The organism is Kitasatospora viridis (assembly GCF_007829815.1).
GTDB classification, from domain to species: Bacteria; Actinomycetota; Actinomycetes; order Streptomycetales; family Streptomycetaceae; genus Kitasatospora; species Kitasatospora viridis.
Window position 1 is genome coordinate 4,266,263 of sequence record NZ_VIWT01000001.1, and the last position, 20,624, is coordinate 4,286,886.

General features: G+C 75.2%; 18 protein-coding genes and 1 pseudogene. 14 read left to right on the forward strand and 5 right to left on the reverse strand.

All coding sequences use genetic code 11. The annotated features are described in order from the left end of the window. The first annotated feature begins 303 nt into the window (after positions 1–303). The gene (locus FHX73_RS19200) at positions 304–1,602 is read left to right on the forward strand and encodes a class I SAM-dependent RNA methyltransferase (RefSeq protein ID WP_145908391.1); all 1,299 of its coding nucleotides are present in this window, start codon (positions 304–306) and stop codon (positions 1,600–1,602) included. Positions 1,603–1,632: 30 nt separating this feature from the next. Here the strand turns inward: FHX73_RS19200 and FHX73_RS19205 are convergent, their stop codons facing one another. Beyond that, positions 1,633–2,310, reverse strand: a complete 678-nt coding sequence (locus FHX73_RS19205) for a sirohydrochlorin chelatase (RefSeq protein WP_145906161.1) — start codon at positions 2,308–2,310, stop codon at positions 1,633–1,635. Next, entirely contained in the window at positions 2,307–3,434 is a 1,128-nt protein-coding gene (locus FHX73_RS19210) for a uroporphyrinogen-III synthase (RefSeq protein ID WP_145906162.1), read from the reverse strand. Before FHX73_RS19210 ends, FHX73_RS19205 begins: the two co-directional genes overlap by 4 nt. A 222-nt stretch (positions 3,435–3,656) precedes the next feature. On the opposite strand from FHX73_RS19210, the gene nirB reads away from it, so the two are divergent. The 3 genes from nirB to FHX73_RS19225 are packed head-to-tail and all read left to right on the forward strand — an operon-like array spanning position 3,657 to position 7,929. Then, a complete protein-coding gene (gene nirB, locus FHX73_RS19215) occupies positions 3,657–6,218 on the forward strand; it encodes a nitrite reductase large subunit NirB (RefSeq protein ID WP_145906163.1) in 2,562 nt (853 codons plus the stop codon). After that, on the forward strand, positions 6,215–6,568 hold the full coding sequence (gene nirD, locus FHX73_RS19220; RefSeq protein ID WP_145906164.1) for a nitrite reductase small subunit NirD: 354 nt from the start codon (positions 6,215–6,217) through the stop codon (positions 6,566–6,568). The genes nirB and nirD overlap by 4 nt, the downstream gene beginning before the upstream one ends. Next, positions 6,565–7,929: an MFS transporter gene (locus FHX73_RS19225; protein WP_145906165.1), complete on the forward strand. Its 1,365-nt coding sequence runs from the start codon at positions 6,565–6,567 to the stop codon at positions 7,927–7,929. The genes nirD and FHX73_RS19225 overlap by 4 nt, the downstream gene beginning before the upstream one ends. 62 nt (positions 7,930–7,991) lie before the next feature. Here the strand turns inward: FHX73_RS19225 and FHX73_RS19230 are convergent, their stop codons facing one another. Beyond that, positions 7,992–8,522 (reverse strand): MarR family winged helix-turn-helix transcriptional regulator, encoded by a 531-nt coding sequence (locus tag FHX73_RS19230; RefSeq protein WP_145906166.1) that lies wholly within the window; start codon positions 8,520–8,522, stop codon positions 7,992–7,994. A gap of 102 nt (positions 8,523–8,624) precedes the next feature. Between FHX73_RS19230 and FHX73_RS19235 the strand changes: the two genes are divergently transcribed. The 7 genes and pseudogenes from FHX73_RS19235 to FHX73_RS47660 form a co-directional block, all read left to right on the forward strand. Continuing rightward, positions 8,625–9,560 carry an EamA family transporter gene (locus FHX73_RS19235; protein WP_145906167.1) on the forward strand — a complete coding sequence of 312 codons (936 nt, stop codon included), beginning with the start codon at positions 8,625–8,627 and terminating at the stop codon, positions 9,558–9,560. Positions 9,561–9,636: 76 nt separating this feature from the next. Beyond that, positions 9,637–9,882: a toxin-antitoxin system HicB family antitoxin gene (locus FHX73_RS19240; protein WP_145906168.1), complete on the forward strand. Its 246-nt coding sequence runs from the start codon at positions 9,637–9,639 to the stop codon at positions 9,880–9,882. Further along, positions 9,879–10,316, forward strand: coding sequence for a fic family toxin-antitoxin system, toxin component (locus tag FHX73_RS19245; protein ID WP_145906169.1), 438 nt, complete (start codon positions 9,879–9,881; stop codon positions 10,314–10,316). The genes FHX73_RS19240 and FHX73_RS19245 overlap by 4 nt, the downstream gene beginning before the upstream one ends. A 72-nt stretch (positions 10,317–10,388) precedes the next feature. After that, on the forward strand, positions 10,389–11,225 hold the full coding sequence (locus FHX73_RS19250; protein ID WP_145906170.1) for a putative RNA methyltransferase: 837 nt from the start codon (positions 10,389–10,391) through the stop codon (positions 11,223–11,225). Positions 11,226–11,309: 84 nt separating this feature from the next. Next, positions 11,310–12,614: an AAA family ATPase gene (locus FHX73_RS19255; RefSeq protein ID WP_145906171.1), complete on the forward strand. Its 1,305-nt coding sequence runs from the start codon at positions 11,310–11,312 to the stop codon at positions 12,612–12,614. Continuing rightward, positions 12,611–12,937, forward strand: a complete 327-nt coding sequence (locus FHX73_RS19260) for a nucleotide pyrophosphohydrolase (protein WP_145906172.1) — start codon at positions 12,611–12,613, stop codon at positions 12,935–12,937. The genes FHX73_RS19255 and FHX73_RS19260 overlap by 4 nt, the downstream gene beginning before the upstream one ends. Positions 12,938–13,123: 186 nt before the next feature. After that, positions 13,124–13,525, forward strand: a pseudogene (locus FHX73_RS47660) (DUF6099 family protein); the annotation flags it as partial. 80 nt (positions 13,526–13,605) lie between these two features. Here FHX73_RS47660 and FHX73_RS19265 read toward each other — a convergent pair. Together FHX73_RS19265 and dapD are read right to left on the reverse strand one after the other, a co-directional pair. Then, entirely contained in the window at positions 13,606–13,809 is a 204-nt protein-coding gene (locus FHX73_RS19265) for a hypothetical protein (RefSeq protein WP_145906173.1), read from the reverse strand. A gap of 301 nt (positions 13,810–14,110) precedes the next feature. Further along, complete coding sequence (gene dapD, locus FHX73_RS19270) at positions 14,111–15,097, reverse strand: 2,3,4,5-tetrahydropyridine-2,6-dicarboxylate N-succinyltransferase (RefSeq protein WP_145906174.1); 987 nt, start codon at positions 15,095–15,097, stop codon at positions 14,111–14,113. A 123-nt stretch (positions 15,098–15,220) separates the two neighbouring features. Here dapD and FHX73_RS19275 point away from each other — a divergent pair, with 123 nt between their 5' ends. The 3 genes from FHX73_RS19275 to argF all read left to right on the forward strand — a co-directional run bounded on the left by FHX73_RS19275 (position 15,221) and on the right by argF (position 20,622). Continuing rightward, a complete protein-coding gene (locus tag FHX73_RS19275) occupies positions 15,221–16,768 on the forward strand; it encodes a 3' terminal RNA ribose 2'-O-methyltransferase Hen1 (RefSeq protein ID WP_145906175.1) in 1,548 nt (515 codons plus the stop codon). A 12-nt stretch (positions 16,769–16,780) separates the two neighbouring features. Then, positions 16,781–19,492: a polynucleotide kinase-phosphatase gene (locus FHX73_RS19280; RefSeq protein WP_145906176.1), complete on the forward strand. Its 2,712-nt coding sequence runs from the start codon at positions 16,781–16,783 to the stop codon at positions 19,490–19,492. 128 nt (positions 19,493–19,620) lie between these two features. Further along, the gene (gene argF, locus FHX73_RS19285) at positions 19,621–20,622 is read left to right on the forward strand and encodes an ornithine carbamoyltransferase (protein ID WP_145906177.1); all 1,002 of its coding nucleotides are present in this window, start codon (positions 19,621–19,623) and stop codon (positions 20,620–20,622) included. The last annotated feature ends 2 nt before the right edge of the window (positions 20,623–20,624 follow it).

Genomic DNA, 20,624 nt, shown 5'->3' on the forward strand with positions numbered 1-20,624 from the left:
GGTGGCAAGGGCGCCAAGGTCGGGCAGGTCGCCCGGCCGCGCTGGTCCGCCAAGCCGGCCCGCCCGGAGGCCACCGACCGGGAGGGCCTGACCGCGCGGACGGCGCCGCCCGTTCCGGCCGAGCAGCCGGCCGAGCGCCCGGCCCGGCAGCAGTCCCGGCAGTCGGACCGACAGTCGGACCGGCGTTCGGACAAGGAGAAGCAGCCGGCCAAGGCGCCCCGGGCCGAGCGCCCGGCCCGCCCGGCCCGCGCGCCGAAGGCCGCCGCCGCGCCGCGCGCGCCCAGGCAGCCGAGCGGCGAGCCGCTGGTCGGCACCCGCTACGAGGTGGAGGTGGGCCCGGTCGCGCACGGCGGCGGGCACTGCGTGGCCCGGCACGAGGGCCGGGTGCTGTTCGTCCGGCACGCGCTGCCCGGCGAGCGGGTGGTGGCCGAGGTGACCGAGGGCACCACCACCTCCCGGTTCCTGCGCGCCGACGCGGTCGAGGTGCTGGAGCCGTCCAAGGACCGGATCGAGGCGCCCTGCCCGTTCGCCGGCCCCGGCAAGTGCGGCGGCTGCGACTGGCAGCACGTCAGCCCCGGCGGCCAGCGCAAGCTCAAGGCCGCGGTGCTCACCGAGCAGCTGGCCAAGCTGGCCGGCCTGACCCCGGCCGCGGCCGGCTGGGACGGCAGCGTCGAGCCGGTCGGCGGCAAGCTGGCGGCCGGTCAGGTGCCGGCCTGGCGCAGCCGGGTGCAGTACCGGGTGGACGCCGAGACCGGGCGGGTCGGGCTGCGCAAGCACCGCTCGCACGAGCTGCAGCTGATCGACCGTTGCCTGATCGCCGCCGAGGGCGTCACCGAGCTGGGCGTGGAGGCGCGGGACTGGACCGGTCTGGAGTCGGTGGAGGCGATCGCCGCCTCCGGCTCCTCGGACCGTCAGCTGATCCTGCGTCCGCTGCCGGGAGAGCAGCTGCCGCTGGTCGAGCTGGACAAGCCGGTGTCGATCGGCCGGGTGGACGAGCAGGAGCTGTTCCACCGGGTGCACGGCCGCACCTTCGTCCGCGAGCGGGCGGGCGACCGCACCTGGCGGGTGAGCAACGGCGGCTTCTGGCAGATCCACCCGGAGGCGCCGGACACCCTGGTGGACGCGGTGCTGACCGGTCTGGAGCCGCAGTGGGGCGAGAACGCGCTCGACCTCTACTGCGGGGTGGGCCTGTTCGCCGGGGCGCTGGCCGAGCGGGTCGGTGAGGAGGGCGCGGTGCTCGGCATCGAGTCGGGCAAGCAGGCGGTGGCCGACGCCCGGCACAACCTGGCCGCGCTGGAGCAGGTGCGGATCGAGTGCGACAAGGTGGAGGCGCTGCTGCCGCGCACCGGGATCACCGAGACCGACCTGATCGTGCTGGACCCGCCGCGGGCCGGGGCCGGCCGGGAGACGGTGCGTCACCTGGTCGCGCTGGGCGCCCGGCGGATCGCCTACGTGGCCTGCGACCCGGCCGCGCTCGCCCGGGACCTGGCGTTCTTCGCCGAGGGCGGCTACCGGCCGGTCTCGCTGCGGGCCTTCGACCTGTTCCCGGTGACCCACCACTTCGAGTGCGTGGCGATCCTGGAGCCGGCGGCCGAGCGCTGACCGGGGCGGTCCCGGCGGGCTGACGGTGCGTCAGCCCGCCGCCGCCCGGTCGTGGCGCTCCAGCACCAGCCGGGCCAGCGCCGGGTGCGCCCCGAGCGGGGCGGCGGTGAGCGCGCCGCCGCTGCGCGCCGCGCGGGTGGCGAAGAAGCCCGGGGCGAGCAGGTAGGGCGCCACGGCGACCCGGCGGTGGCCGGCCGCGCGCAGCGCCGCCACCGCCTCGGCCGGGCTGGGCGAGGAGGCGCAGAGGTAGCCGGCGGCGACCGGGCGGTCCAGCCGGGCGGTGAGCAGGCCGGCCATCCGCGCGGCCTCCGCGTTGCCGGCCGGGTCGGTGGAGCCGGCGGCGGCCAGCACCACGGCGTCGGCCGGCTCCCCGGCCTCGGCCAGCCGGTCGTGCAGCGCCTCGGCCAGCAGCGGGTCGGGGCCCAGCGGAGCGGCCGGCCGGATCCGCAGGTGGGGTGCGGCGGCGGCCGCGGCGGGCAGGTCGACCCGCAGGTGGAAGCCGGGGCCGAGCAGCAGCGGCACCAGCACGGCCGTGCCCCGCAGTTCGGCGAGCAGCTCGGCGGGCCGTGGCAGGGCGTGGTCCAGGAAGCACAACTCCACGCGCAGTCCGGGCCGTTGGGTGCGCACCTCGGCGATCAGCGCGTGCAGCGCGGCCGCGCCCGCCGGGTCCCGGGTGCCGTGCGCCACCGCGACCAGGGTGGCCGTCATGCCGGCGCCCGCAGGCTGTAGCCGCGCTTGGGCACGGTGCGGACCAGCCCCGCGTGCTCGCCCAGGGCGACCCGCAGCCGGGCGATCGCCGCCTCCACCGCGTGCTCGTCGGCCTGGGCGCCGATCCAGGCCCGGCGCAGCAGCTCGCCGCGGCTGAGCACCAGCCCGGGCCGCTCGGCCAGCACCCGCAGCACCGCGGCCAGCAGCGGCGGGAGTTGGGCGGCCGCGCTGCCGTCGATCAGCACCGCGTTGCCCTGCAGGGTGAGCAGGTGCGCGCCGGCGTGCACCTCGCGCCGGTTGTGCTCCGGCAGCACCGCCTCCAGGGTGCGCACCATCGCGCCGAGCCGCCCGCGTTCGGGGCAGTGGGCGGTGATCCCGGCGTCCTCCAGCGGCCGGGCGCAGAGCGGCCCGACGCAGACCGGCAGCACCTCGGCGCGCAGCGCCTCCAGCACCGCCCCGGTCAGCGCCGACTCCTCGGCGGTGGCCAGGAAGGCGGTGATCGCCGGTCCGCTGGTGAAGGTGACGGCGTGCAGCTCGCGCCGGGCGGTCTGCTCCACCAGTCGGCGCAGCGGCTGCGGGTCCGCGGGCGGGCCCCAGCGGTAGACGGGCACCTCGATCACCTCGGCGCCGCGCTCGCGCAGCGCCGCCGCGAAGCCGTCCAGCGGCCCGCCGTGCTCCTGCAGCGCGACCCGGGTGCCGCGCAGCTCCCGGCCGAGCAGCCAGGTGAGCAGCTCGCCGGTGGCCTCGGTGGCGGGGGAGAAGGCCTCGCTCAGGCCGCCGGCCCGGACCGCGCCGGTCGCCTTCGGGCCGCGGGTGAGCACGGTGGCGTCGCGGCAGACCTCGGCCAGTCGGGCGCCGTGGCCCCAGCCGTCGGCGGCGCTCAGCCAGCCGCGCCAGCCGACCCCGGTGGTGGCGACCACGAAGTCCAGCGGGGCGGTCAGGCAGCGCTCGGTGGCCCGGCGCAGCGCCTCGTCGTCGGCCAGCGGCATGATCCGCAGCGCCGGCGCCTCGACCACCTTGGCGCCGCGTCGGCGGAGCAGGGCGGTCAGCTCCTCGCGGCGGCGGGCGGCGGTGACCCCGACGGTGTAGCCGATCAGGGGGCCGGTGAGCTGCGGACTGTTCATGGCGTGAAGCGTGCGGCGCGGCTGTTTCCGGCCGGTTGCGCGCCGATCACGCGGTGGTAAGCGCAGCGCCGCCCGGTGTTACGGCAGATTTCCGCCAGGTCACCCTGGGCGGCCCGCCCGGTGAGGGCACCGTACCTTCGGCGCAACACCGGTGACCCGGGTGCGTAACCGCGTTGCCGCAGTCTCGGTTTCCATGACCGCCGCACCCGAAGGAGACCGACCGTGACTGTGCAGGACCTGGTGCTGGTCGGCCACGGGATGGTCGGGCAGCGCTTCCTGGAAGCCCTGTTCGAGCAGCCGACGGCCGAGCAGCCGTGCCGCTGGCGGGTCACCGTGCTCGCCGAGGAGCCCCGCCCGGCCTACGACCGGGTGCACCTGACCTCCTGGTTCTCCGGCACCTCGGCGGAGGAACTCTCACTCTGCCCGCCGGAGTTCATCGCCGAGCACGGCATCGACCTGCGGCTCGGCGACCCGGTGGCCGCGATCGACCGGGCGGCCCGGACCGTGACCACCGCGGCCGGCCTGCGGCTGCGCTACGACGCCCTGGTGCTGGCCACCGGCTCGTACCCGTTCGTGCCGCCGGTGCCGGGGCACGACGCGGCCGGCTGCCACGTCTACCGCACCATCGACGACCTGGTGGCGATCCGCGAGCAGGCGGCGGGCGCCCGGGTCGGCGCGGTGGTCGGCGGCGGGCTGCTCGGCCTGGAGGCGGCCGGGGCGCTGCGCGCGATGGGCCTGCGGACCCACGTGGTCGAGTTCGCCCCGCGGCTGATGGCCCTTCAGGTGGACGAGGGCGGCGGCGCGGTGCTGCGCCGCAAGATCGAGGAGCTCGGGGTGCGGGTGCACACCGGCGCCGGCACCCAGCGGATCGGCACCGGCGAGGACGGCCGGGTGCGCTCGATGGAGCTCTCCGACGGCAGCGAACTCGACGTGGACCTGGTGGTGTTCTCCGCCGGGGTGCGCCCGCGCGACCAACTGGCCCGGGACTGCGGGCTGGCCGTCGGCGAGCGCGGCGGGATCGCGGTGGACCGCACCTGCCGCACCTCGGACGAGCACATCTGGGCGATCGGCGAGTGCGCCCTGGCGGTGGACGGCCGGGTCTACGGCCTGGTCGCCCCCGGGTACGCGATGGCCGAGGCGGTGGCCAGGGAACTGACGAGCGGCGGCGGCGAGTTCACCGGCGCCGACACCTCCACCAAGCTGAAGCTGCTGGGCGTGGACGTGGCCAGCTTCGGCGACGCGCTGGGCGCCACCGAGGGCGCGGTGGACGTGCTCTACGCCAACGCGGCGGCCGGGGTCTACAAGAAGCTGGTGATCGGCCCGGACAACCGGCTGCTCGGCGGCGTGCTGGTCGGCGACGCCGAGTCCTACCCGACGCTGCGGCCGCTGGCCGCCAGTCGCTCCCAACTGCCCGGTCCCGCCGAACAGTTCCTGCTGCCGGCCGGCACCCCCGGCTCGGCCCGGCTGGAGCTGCCGGACGAGGCGGTGGTCTGCTCCTGCCACAACGTCAGCAAGGCGGTGGTGCGGGCGGCCGTGGCCGAGCAGGGCGCGACCAGCCTGGCCGAGGTCAAGAAGTGCACCAAGGCCGGCACCGGCTGCGGCAGTTGCGTCAAGCTGCTGGGCTCCATCGTGGACACCGAACTGGCCGCCGCCGGGGTCGAGGTGGCCAGGGGCCTGTGCGAGCACTTCGCGCACACCCGGGCCGAGCTGTACGAGATCGTCCGGGTCAAGGGCATCACCAGCTTCTCCCGGCTGATCGAGGAGCACGGCACCGGGGACGGCTGCGACGACTGCAAGCCGGCCGTCGCCTCGATCCTGGCCAGCCTCGGCAACGGCCACGTGCTGGACGGCGAGCAGGCCGCGCTGCAGGACACCAACGACCACTTCCTGGCCAACCTGCAGCGCAACGGCTCCTACTCGGTGGTGCCCCGGGTGCCCGGCGGCGAGATCACCGCCGAGGGCCTGATCGTGATCGGCGAGATCGCCCGCGACTACGGCCTCTACACCAAGATCACCGGCGGCCAGCGGATCGACCTGTTCGGCGCCACCGTCGACCAGCTGCCGCAGATCTGGCAGCGGCTGGTGGCGGCCGGCTTCGAGTCCGGCCACGCCTACGGGAAGGCCCTGCGCACCGTCAAGTCCTGCGTGGGGCAGACCTGGTGCCGCTACGGGGTGCAGGACTCGGTGGCCCTGGCGATCGAACTGGAGCTGCGCTACCGGGGCCTGCGCGCCCCGCACAAGCTCAAGTCGGCGGTCTCCGGCTGCGCCCGGGAGTGCGCCGAGGCGCAGGGCAAGGACTTCGGGGTGATCGCCACCGCCGAGGGCTGGAACCTGTACGTCGGCGGCAACGGCGGCATGACCCCGCGGCACGCCGACCTGCTGGCCGCCGACCTGGACCACGACACCCTGATCCGCACCATCGACCGGTTCCTGATGTTCTACATCCGCACCGCCGACCGCCTGGAGCGCACCGCGCCCTGGCTGGCCCGGCTGGACGGCGGGATCGACCACCTGCGGGCGGTGCTGCTCGACGACGCGCTCGGGATCTGCGCCGAGCTCGACGAGTTGATGGGCCGTCACGTGGAGACCTACGAGGACGAGTGGGCGGCCACCCTGGCCGACCCGGAGCGGCTGCGGCGGTTCGTCTCCTTCGCCAACGCCCCCGGGACCCCCGACCCGACGGTGCGCTTCGTCCCGGAGCGCGACCAGATCCGCCCCGCCCGGCCCGACGAGGACGGCCGGGTCCTGATCAGCAGTGCCAACCTGGAGGTGCGTACCCGATGACGACGGTGCAGATCGACGACGGCCGGGGCTGGACCCGGGTCTGCGACTACGAGGACCTGATCCCCGGGCGGGGGGTGGCGGTGCTGCTGCGGGACGGCACCCAGGCGGCCGTCTTCCGCACCCGGGCCGGCGAGCTCTTCGCGCTGGACAACCGGGATCCGTTCAGCGGCGCCTACGTGATCTCCCGCGGCCTGGTGGGCAGCCGGGGCGAGGTGCCGGTGGTCACCTCGCCGATGCTCAAGCAGGCCTTCGACCTGCGCAGCGGACGCAGCCTGGACGAGCCGACCGCGCCCGACGGCAGCAGCGCCGACCTGCGCACCTGGCCGGTCCGGGCGGAGGGTGCGCGATGAGCGGCACGACGGCGGTGAGCAGAACGGGCGCCCCGGCCCGCCGGCGGATCGAGGACTGGCAGCCGGAGGACACGGCCTTCTGGGCCGAGGCCGGCGCCCGGATCGCCCGGCGCAACCTCGTCTACTCGGTGCTCTCCGAGCACATCGGCTTCTCGGTCTGGAGCCTCTGGTCGGTGCTGGTGCTCTTCCTCGGCCCGGCCTACCACATCGACGCCGCGGGCAAGTTCCTGCTCACCGCGCTGCCCACGGCGGTCGGCGCGGTGCTGCGGATCCCGTACACCTTCGCGGTGGCCCGGTTCGGCGGCCGGAACTGGACGGTGGCCAGCGCGCTGCTGCTGCTGGTGCCGACCGTGCTGGCCGGCCTGGTGCTGCGGCCCGGGGTCTCCTACTCGACGCTGCTGCTGGTGGCCGCGGTGGCCGGGGTGGGCGGCGGCAACTTCGCCTCCTCGATGGCCAACATCAACGCCTTCTACCCCGAGCGGCTGAAGGGCTGGGCGCTGGGCATCAACGCCGGCGGCGGCAACATCGGGGTGCCGGTGGTGCAGTTGATCGGGCTGCTGGTGCTGGCCACCGCCGGGGCCGGCCACCCGCGACTGCTGCTGCTGGTCTACCTGCCGCTGATCGTGCTGGCGGCGCTGGGCGCGGCGCTGCGGATGGACAACCTGGCCACCCTCAAGGGCGACCGGAGCGCGCTGCGCGAGGTGCTGCGGGAGCCGCACACCTGGGTCGTCTCGACGCTCTACATCGGCTCCTTCGGCTCGTTCATCGGCTTCGGCTTCGCCTTCGGGCAGGTCCTCCAGGTGCAGTTCCACGAGCAGTTCGACACCCCGGTGAAGGCCGCCTACCTCACCTTCCTCGGGCCGCTGCTCGGCTCGCTGATCCGGCCGGTCGGCGGCCGGCTGGCCGACCGCTACGGCGGCGCGGTGGTGACCTGCTGGACCTTCGTGGCGATGGCGGCCGGCGCGGCCGTGGTGCTGGTGGCCTCCCGGCAGCACTCGCTGGGGCTCTTCCTGGCCGGGTTCGTGGCGCTGTTCGTGCTCAGCGGCCTGGGCAACGGCTCCACCTACAAGATGATCCCGGCGGTCTTCCGGGCCCGGGCGGCCGCGGCGGTGGCCGGCGGCGAGGACCCGGCCGAGGCCGAGCGGACCGCCCGGCGGCGCTCCGGCGCGCTGATCGGACTGGCCGGCGCGATCGGCGCGTTCGGCGGGGTGCTGGTCAACATGGCGTTCCGGCAGGCCTTCCTGACCAGCCATCGGGGCGACGGCGCCTACCTGGCCTTCCTCGGCTACTACGCGCTCTGCCTGGTGCTGACCTGGGCGGTCTACCTGCGGCGCCGGGCCGGGCGGCCGGCGGGCGTCTGAGCGACGGAGGGGTCGCCCGGCGACGGTGCGGCCCCTCCGGCCGTCCAGGGCGGGTTCGGGGGCTAGGGGAGCGTCCGGCCCAGCTTGCGCAGCAGGCCGGCCAGGGTCTCCCGCTCGGCGGTGCTGAGCCCGCGCAGCAACCGGTCCTCGTTGCGCAGGTGTTCCTCGACGACCCGGTCGATCAGCTCCAGGCCCCGGTCGGTGAGGCGGATCAGCCGCCCGCGCCCGTCGTCCGCGGCGGCCCGGCGCTGGACCAGGCCGGCCCGCTCCAGCCGGTCCACCCGCTTGGTGGCGGCCCCCGAGGTGACCATCATCGAGGCGCTCAGCTCACCCGCCGTCAGTTCGAAGGGGGCGCCGGAGCGGCGCAGCGTGCCGAGCACGTCGAACTCCCCGCGCCCGAGGTCGTGGGCGCCGAAGACCCGGTTCAGCCGCTCGTCCAGCGCCCAGTGCAGCCGGGTGATCCGGCCGATCACCTGCACCGGTGCGGGGTCGAGGTCGGGGCGCTCGCGGCGCCACTGGCCGACCAGCTGGTCGACCGCGTCGGGCTCGTCGGCCGTGGTGGCGGCGGGGGCGGAATCGGCGTGCTGGGGCATGGAGTTGACGGTCCCTTCTGTGGAAACTAATATCTCTTCCATGGAAACTATCTTAGGCCTCCCGGCACCGGTGACCTTCGCGAGCCGATCGTACGGCGCGCCATGAGGGGCGGCCGGTTCCTCCTCACCTCGGGCCTCACTGCGATCGCCCCGACGCTCTGGGGGAGCGTCTACCTGGTCTCCGAGGACTGGATGCCGCCGGACCGCCCGCTGCTGGCCAGCACCGTGCGCACCCTTCCGGCCGGCCTGATCCTGCTCGCCCTCACCCGTCAACTCCCCAAGGGGCAGTGGATCTGGCGCGCCCTGGTGCTCGGCGCGCTCAACATCGCAGCGTTCAACTTCCTGCTGTTCGTGGCGGCCGAGCGGCTGCCCGGCGGCGTCGCCGCGATGATCATGACCGTGCAGCCGATGATCGTCCTGGTGCTCTCCGTGCTGTTCTTCAAGGACCGGATCCGGCCGCCCCACCTGGCGGCCTGCCTGCTGGCCGTGGTCGGGGTCGCGCTGGTGGTCCTGAAGGGCCGGGTCGCCCTGGACGGCCTCGGGGTCGCGGCCTCGCTGGGCGCCTCGGTCTGCCTGGCCTTCGGCATCACGCTGACCAAGCGGTGGGGGCGCCCGGCGGGCGTCGGCCTGCTCTCGGCGACGGGCTGGCAGCTGGCGGCCGGCGGCCTGGTCTCGCTGCCCTTCATGCTCGGCGTGGAGGGGCTGCCCGGCTCGGTCAGCGGCAAGAACATCGCGGGCTTCCTCTACCTGATCCTCTTTGGTGCGGTGGTCAGTTACGCGCTCTGGTTCCGCGGGATCTCGATGCTGCCGGCCTCGGCGGTCTCGTTCCTCGCGCTGTGCAGTCCGATCGTCGCGACCGTCCTCGGGTTCGTGTTCCGGGGCGAGACGCTCTCGGTGCCGCAGCTGTTCGGCATCGCGGTGATCCTCGGCGCGGTGCTGCTGATGCAACCGCGCCCCGGGCGGACGCCGGCGCCCCGGCCGCCGATCGGACCGGCGGCCGACCTGCGACGTGAACCGACGGCGAACCGGGCGGAGTGAACAGGTGAACCGGGGCGCACGAAGTGCTCCGGTTCGCGCCCTTGTCCTGCTAGCAGGTGAGCGCTAGCTTCAATGCATGGGTAAGAAGCAGCTCAACGTGCGGGTGGACGCCACCACCGCTGAAATGGCCCGGGAACGGGCGGAGCAGCAGGGGATCAGCATGAACCAGTACATCGAGCGGCTCGTCCAGCAGGACATGGGCGAGGCCGGCCGGCGTTTCGTGGACGCGGCGGCGCAGTTCATGAAGGAGTACGAGAGCGACTTCCTGGCCGAGTTCGGCGAGGCGGTCCCGGCCGGCGACCGACAGGGCGCACGCCGTTGAACCTGGAGATCGACCTCTCCTGGCTGCTCATGACCGCGGAGCAGTACACCCCCGGCGATCCCACGGTGACCGACTACGGGTCGCTGCTCGCGGCGATCACCCGGCACCAGGCACGGATCTTCGACATCGCGGTCTACCCCGAGCCGCAGGACCGGGCCGCCGCGCTGATGCAGCAGCTCATCCGGGTGCCCGCGCTGGAGCGTTCGAACGAGCTCTACGCGACCGCCGTCGCCTACGCCTACCTGGTGGCCGGCGGCTGCAACGTGGCCACCACCGCGCGCGAGGTGCGCAGCCTGGCCCGGGCGATCCGGGAGGGCAAGATCGCCGTGGACGGCATCGCCGAGCGGCTCGGCACGTGGATCGTGGACGAGGCCGAGGGGGAGGGCGTCGCGGGGGAGGACGGACCGGAGGAGAGCGACGGCGAGGGCGACTGACCGTCCCGCGCCGGCCCCGGCCGCGGCCCCGGCCCTGGCTCCGGCGCCGGTCGCAGCCCGTATGGTTGGTCGGTGCTCCGCGACATCGAGCAGTACCTGACCTGCCCGCACTGTGCGCTCGGCCTCGCCCTGGAGGCGACCGGGCGCACCCTGCGCTGCCCCGCCGGGCACGCCTTCGACGTGGCCCGGCAGGGCTACGTCAGCCTGCTGCCCGCCGGCGGGAACCCCGGCACCGGGGACACCGCCGACATGGTCGCCGCCCGCGCCGACTTCCTGGCCGCCGGCCACTACGCGCCGATCGCCGACGCCCTGGCGGGCGCCGCGGCGGCCGAGCCCGGCGCCCGGCTGGTGGCCGACCTCGGGGCCGGCACCGGGCACTACCTGGCCGGGGTGCTGGACGCGCTGCCCGAGGCGGCCGGCGCCGCGCTCGACCTCTCCAAGTTCGCGCTGCGCCGGGCCGCCAAGGCGCACCCGAGGGCGGGGGCGGTGGTCTGCGACGCCTGGCGCCCGCTGCCGCTCGCCGACGGCTGCGCCGACCTGGTGCTGAACGTCTTCGCGCCGCGCAACGGGCCCGAGATCCAGCGGGTGCTGCGGCCCGGCGGCCGGCTCCTGGTGGTCTCGCCGACCACCCGGCACCTGCGCGAACTGGTGGGCACGCTCGGGCTGTTGGCGGTCGACGAGGAGAAGGACCGGCGGATCGAGGAGAAGCTCGGACCGTGGCTGACCGCCGAGGGGCGCCAGGAGGTGGAGTTCGAGCTGCGGCTCGGGCACCGGGACGCCGCCGCCGTGGTCGGCATGGGCCCGAACGCCTGGCACACCGACCCGGACGCGCTCGCCGAGGCGCTGGGCCGGCTGCCCGAACCGGTGAGCGTGACGGGTTCGGTGCGGATCGGGGTGTACCGGCGGTAGGTCCCCCTCTTTGGGATGAATGCCGACACGCAGTCACGTTTCTGCGGAGCGTCAGCCGACGGGGTGTCAGTAGCGTCACCTCGTGTGACCAGCGAAGTCGTCGTGCGCCCCGTTCCCGTGCCGGCCTCCGCGGGGGCGTCCGCCAGGGCCCGCCCCGCCGTCCGGCCCACCGTGGAGGAGCTGCGGCTCACCTCGTTCAAGTCCTACCGCCGCACCACCCTGCCGCTCGCCCCGCTCACCGTGCTGCACGGACCTTCCGGGGTCGGCAAGTCCAACGCGCTGGACGCCCTCGCGGTGCTCTCCCGGCTGGCCCTCGGCGAGGAGATCGGGCCCTCGCTCGACGGCGGCGGGACCGGTCCGCTGGCCCAGCCGATCCGCGGCGGGCTGCTCGGGTGCGTGCCGCACGGGCGCAACGCGGTCATCCTCGGCTGCAGCGTGCGCTCCTGCGCCGGGCCGATCCGGCTGGAGCTGGTGATCCGCACCGACGGCCCGGTCCGGGTGGCCCGGGAGTGGCTGGTGCTGGCCGGGCAGACCCTGGTGGAGACCGGCGAGCAGGACGTGGCCGGCGGCCGGGTCAACGTCAGCTGGCACAACGACACCCGGCAGGGCGACATCCGGGCGCCGTTCCCCAGCGGCACGCTGATCACCACCCAGCTCCCGCTGCGGGTCGCCGGCGCCTCGCCCGGCGAGCGCAAGGTGCTGGCCGCCACCGAGCAACTGCTCACCGCGCTGCGCGAGGTCTTCCCCGTGCACCCGGTGCCAGCGCTGATGCGGGGGTGGGCGCCGGCCGACCCGGCGGCCCGGCTGCTGCCGACGGCGGCCAACGTCTCGGCCGTGCTGGCCCGGCTGCAGGGCGAGTGCTCCCGGCGGTACGGGCGGCTGCTCAAGGCGGTGCAGGGCGCGGCGCCGCACCCGCTGCTCGGGCTGGACGTGGACCGGCGCACGGTCGCGGCGCAGGAGCGGGTGCTGGCCGTCTTCGACGAGGGCGTGCTCGGGCGCACCCGGGCCGACCAGGCCTCCGACGGGATGCTCCGGCTGCTCGCGCACGCCGCCGTGCTGCTCACCGGCGCGGGTGTGCTGGAGGTCGATCCGGCGGCCGAAGTGCCGTGGGCGCGGCGCCAGTTGACGGTGCTGGCGGAGGATCTCGGGGCCGGTCTGGCGGCCGACCAGACCGCGGCGCTGCTACGGGTGGCCCAGGAGGTGTGCGCGACCGACACCGTCCGGGTGCTGGCCGCGGTGCAGGATCCGGAGCCGGCCCGGCAGGTGCCCGGCGCGGTGCTGGTCGGCTGCCGGCGGGACCCGCGGACCGGGCGCAGCGTACTGGAGCCGCCGCTGCCCAGGGTGCCTGAGCAGGGCGGGGCGGCGGATGGTGTAGACCGGGAGCCGTGACCTTGAACATCGACGAACTGACCGAGCGGCTGACCGAGTTCGCGGCCGCCCGCCGCTGGCAGCCCTACCACACCCCGAAGAACCTGGCCGCGGCGTTGACGGTGGAGGCGGGTGAGCTGCTGGAGGTGTTCCAGTGGCTGACCCCGGAGCAGGCCGCCGAGGTGATGTCCGACCCGGAGCGCGCGCACCGGGTGGAGGACGAGGTCGCCGATGTGCTCGCCTACCTGCTGCAGTTCTGCGCGGTGCTGGGGGTGGATCCGCTGGCCGCGCTGGTGGCCAAGATCGAGCGCAACGAGTCGCGCTTCCCGCTGCCGGAGGGCTGAGCGCGCCGCCGCTGACCCGGGCCTGAGCGCACTGTCCGTGCCCGAGTTGTCCACAGGGGCCGGGTTGTCCACAGGAACCGAAGTGTTCCGCCCGGTCCGCCCGGCCCGGGCGCAAGCTCGGTCCTGCGGGGCGGCCGACCGGCCGGCCCGGGGACCGAGCAGGGCGGGAGTACGGCAGTGGACGCGGTGCGACTGATCAAGATCACCCGGCAGCGGCTGGCCGAGGCGCGCTCCGGCGAGCAGGTGCTGGCCGAGGCCTGGCAGGTCGGGGCGCTCACCGAGGCGGTGGGCGACCGGCTGGGCCGGGAGTGGGAGGGCGAGCCGGCCGCCCTCGGGGAGCTGATCGCCTCGGCGGGGCGGCAGACCGCCGGCCGGCTGGCCGAGGCGGTGGAGGCCCTGCCGCCCGGCCGGGCCGAGCGGCTCAGCGGGGTGGCCGACCCCGAGACCGCGCTGGAACAGCTGCGGCAGTTGCTCGGCAACGCGGCGCAGGCGCTGGTCGCGGTCGGCGACGACCCGCCCGACCGGCGTGCCTACTGGGCGAGCGTCGAGGGGGTGGACGCCAGCACCGAGTGCCGCGAGCTGGTCGGCGAACTCCTCCGGGTGCTGCGCGCGGCCGGCCCGGCCGAGCCGCCGCCCGGGCCCGCGCCGCCCGCCGCGTCCGGGGGCCGCTACCAGGCGCCGCCCGTGCCCTCGGCCGGCTCGCGGGGCTCGGCCGCACGGGTGCCCGCCGCCTGCAGGTCCGAGTCGAGGTCGGCCAGGTCGGCGTTGACCGAGGCGAGCAGCTCCTGCATCTGCTCCAGCAGGCTCTTGCCGGCCGGGGCCGGGGCTGTTGACACGGGGGCTGCGGGGGCCTGCTGCGAGGGATCGGACATGCTCGGGGCCTTCCGGCTCGGGAGCGCTCGGACGCGCTCGGACGACGGCACCGCTCGTCCGGTCGGCACCGCTGGGGCCGTGGCCCCGGTGCTCCAACGAACCGCCGTCAGGCCTGGTCACCGCTGTCCGGGGCGGCTCAGCCCACCGGGTGATCCACCGCATGCGACGGGCCCCGGCGGCGCGGGTGCGCGGCCGGGGCCCGGGGAGCCGGAGGTTGACGCCCGGTCAGCCGACTCGAAGTCAGCCGACTCGAAGTCAGCCGACTCGGAGTCAGCCGACCCGGCGTCGGTCAGCGCGGCGTCAGTTGGCGTGCAGGTCGGCGTTCAGGCCGCCCCAGGAGCCGGAGCGGGCGATCACCTCGACCGCGCCGGACTGCGAGTTGCGGCGGAACAGCAGGTTGTCCTGGCCGGACAGCTCGACCGCCTTGGCCACCGCGCCGTCCGGGGTGGTGACCCGGGTGCCGGCGGTGACGTACAGGCCGGCCTCGACCACGCAGTCGCTGCCCAGCGAGATGCCGATGCCCGCGTTGGCGCCGAGCAGGCAGCGCTGGCCCACCGAGACGACCTGCTTGCCGCCACCGGAGAGGGTGCCCATGATCGAGGCGCCGCCGCCGATGTCGCTGTGGTCGCCGACCACCACACCGGCGCTGATCCGGCCCTCGACCATCGAGGTGCCCAGCGTGCCGGCGTTGAAGTTGACGAAGCCCTCGTGCATCACGGTGGTGCCGGCGGCCAGGTGGGCGCCGAGCCGGACCCGGTCGGCGTGCGCGATCCGGACGCCGGTGGGGGCGACGTAGTCGGTCATCCGCGGGAACTTGTCGATCCCGTAGACGGCGAGCACGCCGCCCTCGATGCGGACGGCCAGCCGGGCCTGCTCGACCAGCTCCACCGGCACCGGGCCGATGCTGGTCCAGGCGACGTTGGCCAGCAGGCCGAAGAGGCCGTCCAGGTTCTGCCCGTGCGGCTGCACCAGACGGTGGCTCAGCAGGTGCAGGCGCAGGTAGACGTCGTGGGTGTCCAGCGGCTTCTCGTCCAGCGAGCCGATGGTGGTGCGCACCGCGACCACCTCGACGCCGCGCCGGGCGTCGGCGCGCAGCGCCTGCGCGGCGCCGGCCCCGAGCTCGGCCTCGGCCTGCTCGGCCGTGAGCCGCACGGTGCCGGACGGGCCGGCCTCGGCGGTCAGCGCGGGGGAGGGGTACCAGGTGTCGAGCACGGTGCCGTCGGCGGCGATGGTCGCGAGGCCCGCGGCCACGGCGCCGCGGGGGGCGGAGGAGGTCGTTTCAGTCACATCGTGAACCGTAACCAATTCGCCCGCGGGGTGCCGAAGCGGCTCGGGGATCGGACTGACGCGGCGTCGGGCGGGGACAAAACCGGATGCTCCGCGGCCGCCGGGCCAGCGATACTCGACCGGGTGTTCATGACGATCTCCACCACAGGTGACTCCACCCGTCCCGCCACTGACCTGGGCTTCCTGCTGCACAAGCACCCCGAGAAGGCGCAGCGCTTCAGCACCGCGCAGGGCGAGGCGCACGTCTTCTACCCCGAGGCCGACGAGCGGCGCTGCACGGCCGCCCTGTTGCTCGAAGTGGACCCGGTCGCACTGGTCCGCCGGGCCCGCGGCCGGGCGCCGACCGCACCGGGCGGGTCCACCGGCGCGGCCGCGCTGGCCCAGTACGTCAACGACCGCCCGTACGCCGCCTCCTCGCTGCTCGCGGTAGCGCTGCGCACCGTCTTCCGCAGCGCCATGAAGGGCGTCTGCGAGAAGAAGCCCGGCCTGGCCGAGCTGCCCCGCCCGCTGACCGTGCGGCTGCCCGCCGTCGCGAGCGGCGGGCAGCCGGCGGCAGCGGGGGAGCGCTCGCTGGCCGAGCGGCTCTTCGAACCGCTCGGCTGGCGGGTGGCGGCCGAGCCGATCCCGCTGGACCCGGCCTTCCCGGAGTGGGGCGACTCCCGCTACCTGCGGCTGGAGCTGACCGGCACGCTGCGGCTGGCCGACGCGCTGCAGCAGCTCTACGTGCTGCTGCCGGCGCTGGACGGGGCGAAGCACTACTGGGTCGCGCCGGACGAGGTGGAGAAGCTGCTGGCCGCCGGTGCCGGCTGGCTGGCCGAGCACCCGGAGCGCGGCCTGATCACCCACCGCTACCTGCAGCGCCGCCGCACGCTGGCGAACGAGGCGCTGCGCCGGCTGGAGCTGGTCCGGCTGGCCGAGGCCGAGGGGCAGGAGGCCGAGGAGGTGGACAACGCGGTCGCCGACCTGGCGGCCGAGGCCGAGCCGGTCGACGGGGCCGAACCGGTCGGCGCGGCTGACGCGGCGTCAGCGGCGCCGGCGCCCGGGCCGGAGCGTCCGGTGCCGCTGGCCGTCCAGCGGCGCTCGGCGATCATCGACGAGCTGCGCGCCGCGGGCGCCGCGCGGGTGCTCGACCTGGGCTGCGGCGAGGGCGAGCTGGTCGGCGCGCTGCTGAAGGAGCGGCAGTTCGCCGAGGTGCTCGGGGTGGACGTGTCGGCCCGGGCGCTGGCCATCGCGGCCCGCAAGCTGCGGCTGGACCGGCTGCCGGAGCGTCAGGCCGCCCGAGTCCGGCTGGTCCAGGGCGCGTTGACCTACACCGACGACCGGCTCCGGGGCTACGACGCCGCCGTGCTCTGCGAGGTGGTCGAGCACCTCGATCCGGACCGGCTGCCGGCCATGGAGCACACCGTGTTCGGCGCGGCCCGGCCGGCCACCGTCGTGGTGACCACGCCGAACGCCGAGTACAACGTCCGCTGGGAGAGCCTGCCGGCCGGCCGGTTCCGGCACTCGGACCACCGCTTCGAGTGGACCCGGGCCGAGTTCCGGGCCTGGGCCGAGCGGGTCGCGGCCGAGCACGGCTACACCGTCTCGTACCGCCCGGTCGGCCCCGACGACGCCGAGGTCGGCCCGCCCACCCAGCTCGCCACCTTCCGCCTGACCACCCCGACCCGCTGAGAGGAGCCCGCGATGACCGATGACACCACCTCCGCCGCGGCGGCCGACGCCGCTGCGCCGACTGACGCCGCCGAGCCGACCGACGCTGCTGCGCCGACCGACGACACGCTGACCGACGCCTCCGACCCGGCCGTCCCCGACGGGGCCGCCCCGCGCGCCTACGGGATCCCCGACCTCGCGCTGGTCGTGCTGGTCGGCACCAGCGGTGCGGGCAAGTCCACCTTCGCCCGCACCCACTTCAAGCCCACCCAGGTGATCTCCTCCGACTTCTGCCGCGGACTGGTCTCGGACGACGAGAACGACCAGTCCGCCTCCGCCGAGGCCTTCGAGCTGCTGCACCACATCGTCGGCAAGCGCCTCGCCGCCGGCCGGCTCACCGTGGTGGACGCCACCAACGTGCAGTCCGCCGCCCGCAAGCAGCTGGTCGCGCTGGCCCGCCGGCACGACGTGCTCCCGGTCGCCGTGGTGCTGGACGTGCCGCCCGGCATCTGCGCCGAGCGCAACCGGTCCCGCGCGGACCGCGACTTCGGCGCGCACGTGATCCCGCGGCAGAACCGCGAGCTGCGCCGCTCGCTGAGCGGCCTGCAGCGCGAGGGCTTCCGCCGGGTGCACCACCTGCGCGGCCCGGCCGAGATCGCGGCGGCCCGGATCGTGCTGGAGAAGCGCTGGAACGACCTGCGCGAGCGCACCGGCCCGTTCGACGTGGTGGGTGACGTGCACGGCTGCCGCGCCGAGCTGGAGGCCCTGCTCACCGAGCTGGGCTACGCCCTGGTCCGGGACGCGCTGGGCCGCCCGGTGGACGCGGTGCCGCCGGCCGGCCGCACCGCCGTCTTCCTGGGCGACCTGGTGGACCGCGGCCCCGACACCCCGGGCGTGCTGCGCCTGGTGATGGGCATGGTCGCGGCCGGCCACGCGCTCTGCGTGCCGGGCAACCACGAGAACAAGCTGGCCCGGGCGCTGGCGGGCCGTCAGGTGACGGTCTCGCACGGCCTGCGCGAGTCGCTGGACCAGCTGGCCGCCGAGCCGCCCGAGTTCGTCGCCGAGGTGCGGGCGTTCATCGACGGCCTGGTCAGCCACTTCCTGCTGGACCAGGGCAGGCTGGTGGTCAGCCACGCCGGTCTGCCGGAGCGCTACCACGGCCGCACCTCCGGCCGGGTCCGCTCGCACGCGCTCTACGGCGACACCACCGGCGAGACCGACGAGTACGGCCTGCCGGTCCGCTACCCGTGGGCCGAGGAGTACCGGGGCAAGGCGCTGGTGGTCTACGGCCACACCCCGGTGCCGGTGCCGAGCTTCCTCAACAACACCGTCTGCCTGGACACCGGCGCGGTCTTCGGCGGCAGCCTGACCGCGCTGCGCTACCCCGAGCGGGAGCTGGTCTCGGTGCAGGCCGAGCAGGAGTGGTACGCCCCGGTGCGCCGGGTGGTGGCCGACGCCCCGGGCGCCCGGGAGGGCCGCCCGCTCGACCTCGCGGACGTGGCCGGCCGCCGGGTCGTGGAGACCGCGCAGCACGGCCGGGTCGCGGTGCGGGAGGAGAACGCCGCCGCCGCGCTGGAGGTGATGAGCCGGTTCGCGCTGGACCCGCGGCTGCTCGCCTGGCTGCCGCCGACCATGGCGCCGAGCCCGACCACCCAGCGGGAGGGCTACCTGGAGCACCCCGAGGAGGCCTTCGCCGCCTACCGCGCCGACGGCGTGGCGCAGGTGGTCTGCCAGGAGAAGCACATGGGCTCCCGGGCGGTGCTGCTGGTGGCCCGGGACGCGGCGGCGCTGGAGCGCCGGTTCGGCCTGGCCGGACCGGGGGCGATCTGGACCAGGACCGGCCGCGCCTTCCTGGACGACCGGGAGCTGACCGACGCCCTGCTCGACCGGGTCCGGGCGGCCGCCGAGGCGGCCGGCCTCTTCGCCGAGCTGGCCAGCGACTGGCTGCTGCTCGACGCCGAGCTGCTGCCCTGGTCGGTCAAGGCGGTGGAGCTGCTGCGCCGTCAGTACGCGGCGGTCGGCGCGGCCGCCGGCGCGGTGCTGCCGGAGGTGCTCGCCGCGCTGCGGCAGGCCGCCGGCCGGGGCGTGCCGGAGCTGGCCGGGCTGACCGACCGTCAGCAGCAGCGCCATGCCGACGCCGAGGCCTTCGGCGCGGCGTACCGCCGGTACTGCTGGCCGACCGAGGGGCTGACGGGCGTTCGGGTGGCGCCGTTCCAGGTGCTCGCCGCCGAGGGGGCGAACCTGGCGGTCCGCCCGCACGACGCGCACCTGGAGTGGATCGACCGGCTGGTCGCGGCCGACCTGGCCGCGCACCCGGAGCAGCCGCTGCTGCGGTCCACCGGCCGGCTGCTGGTGGACACCGGTGACGAGGCCTCGGTGCGGGCCGCCACCGACTGGTGGGAGGAGCTGACCGCGGCCGGCGGCGAGGGCATGGTGGTCAAGCCGCTGGCCTCGCTGGTGCGCGGGCTGGCGGGGGAGGGCCGGCCCGGCGGGCTGGTCCAGCCGGGCCTCAAGGTCCGCGGGCGGGAGTACCTGCGGATCATCTACGGCCCGGAGTACACCGAGCACCTGCCGGCGCTGCGCGGCCGCGCGCTGGGCCACAAGCGCTCGCTGGCGCTGCGCGAGTACGCGCTGGGTCTGGAGGCGCTGGACCGGCTGGCCGCGGGCGAGCCGCTGTGGCGGGTGCACGAGCCGGTCTTCGCCGTGCTCGCGCTGGAGTCGGAGCCGGTGGACCCGCGGCTCTGACGAGGGCCGGTGCGGCGGGGGCGGCCCCGCCGCACCGGGCGGTCCACGGACTGAGAGGGGTCCTGCATATTCATTCCTTCACCCGTATACTATTGCCGGACCGATCCCCGTCACCCATGGAGCCCGGCATGGCGTTCAACCTCAGGAACCGGCACTTCCTCAAGGAGCTCGACTTCACGGCCCAGGAGTTCCGCTTCCTGCTTGAGCTGTCCGCCCAGCTCAAGGCCGCCAAGGCGGCGGGCACCGAGCAGCCCCGGCTGCGCGGCAAGAACATCGCGCTGGTCTTCGAGAAGACCTCCACCCGCACCAGGTGCGCCTTCGAGGTGGCCGCCCACGACCAGGGCGCGCACACCACCTACCTCGACCCGTCCGCCTCGCAGATCGGCCACAAGGAGTCGGTGAAGGACACCGCCCGGGTGCTGGGCCGGATGTTCGACGGCATCCAGTACCGGGGGCACGGCCAGGCGATCGTCGAGGAGCTGGCCGAGTACGCGGGCGTGCCGGTGTGGAACGGGCTCACCGACGAGTGGCACCCCACCCAGATGCTGGCCGACCTGCTCACCGTCCAGGAGCACTGCGACAAGCCGCTGGACCAGGTGACCCTCGCCTACCTGGGCGACGCCCGCTACAACATGGGCAACTCCCTGCTGATCACCTGCGCACTGCTCGGGCTGGACGTGCGGATCGTGGCGCCGGCCAAGTACTGGCCGCAGGAGGAGGTGCGCAAGGCCGCCGAGCAGCTGGCCGGCACCAGCGGCGCCCGGATCACGCTGACCGAGGACGTGGCCGAGGGCGTGGCCGGCGCCGACTTCCTCTACACGGACGTCTGGGTCTCGATGGGCGAGCCCAAGGAGGTCTGGGCCGAGCGGATCGCCGAGCTGCTGCCCTACCAGGTCTCGATGGACACGGTGCGGGCCACCGGCAACCCGGGCGTCAAGTTCCTGCACTGCCTGCCGGCCTTCCACGACCTGGGCACGGCCGTCGCCCGCCAGCTGCACGAGAGCACCGGGCTGGCCGAGCTGGAGTGCACCGACGAGCTCTTCGAGTCGGCGCACTCGGTGGTCTTCGACCAGGCGGAGAACCGCCTGCACACCATCAAGGCGGTGCTGGTCGCCACCCTCGGCAGCTGACC

Excerpts from the sequence above, each read along its gene's own strand:
- FHX73_RS19235 (WP_145906167.1), top strand. The coding sequence starts at position 8,625 with ATGAGGGGCGGCCGGTTCCTCCTCACCTCGGGCCTCACTGCGATCGCC.
- FHX73_RS19240 (WP_145906168.1), top strand. The coding sequence starts at position 9,637 with ATGGGTAAGAAGCAGCTCAACGTGCGGGTGGACGCCACCACCGCTGAA.
- argF (WP_145906177.1), top strand. The coding sequence starts at position 19,621 with ATGGCGTTCAACCTCAGGAACCGGCACTTCCTCAAGGAGCTCGACTTC.
- FHX73_RS19230 (WP_145906166.1), bottom strand. The coding sequence starts at position 8,522 with ATGCCCCAGCACGCCGATTCCGCCCCCGCCGCCACCACGGCCGACGAG.
- FHX73_RS19205 (WP_145906161.1), bottom strand. The coding sequence starts at position 2,310 with ATGACGGCCACCCTGGTCGCGGTGGCGCACGGCACCCGGGACCCGGCG.
- FHX73_RS19210 (WP_145906162.1), bottom strand. The coding sequence starts at position 3,434 with ATGAACAGTCCGCAGCTCACCGGCCCCCTGATCGGCTACACCGTCGGG.
- FHX73_RS19225 (WP_145906165.1), top strand. The coding sequence starts at position 6,565 with ATGAGCGGCACGACGGCGGTGAGCAGAACGGGCGCCCCGGCCCGCCGG.
- FHX73_RS19265 (WP_145906173.1), bottom strand. The coding sequence starts at position 13,809 with ATGTCCGATCCCTCGCAGCAGGCCCCCGCAGCCCCCGTGTCAACAGCC.
- FHX73_RS19280 (WP_145906176.1), top strand. The coding sequence starts at position 16,781 with ATGACCGATGACACCACCTCCGCCGCGGCGGCCGACGCCGCTGCGCCG.
- nirD (WP_145906164.1), top strand. The coding sequence starts at position 6,215 with ATGACGACGGTGCAGATCGACGACGGCCGGGGCTGGACCCGGGTCTGC.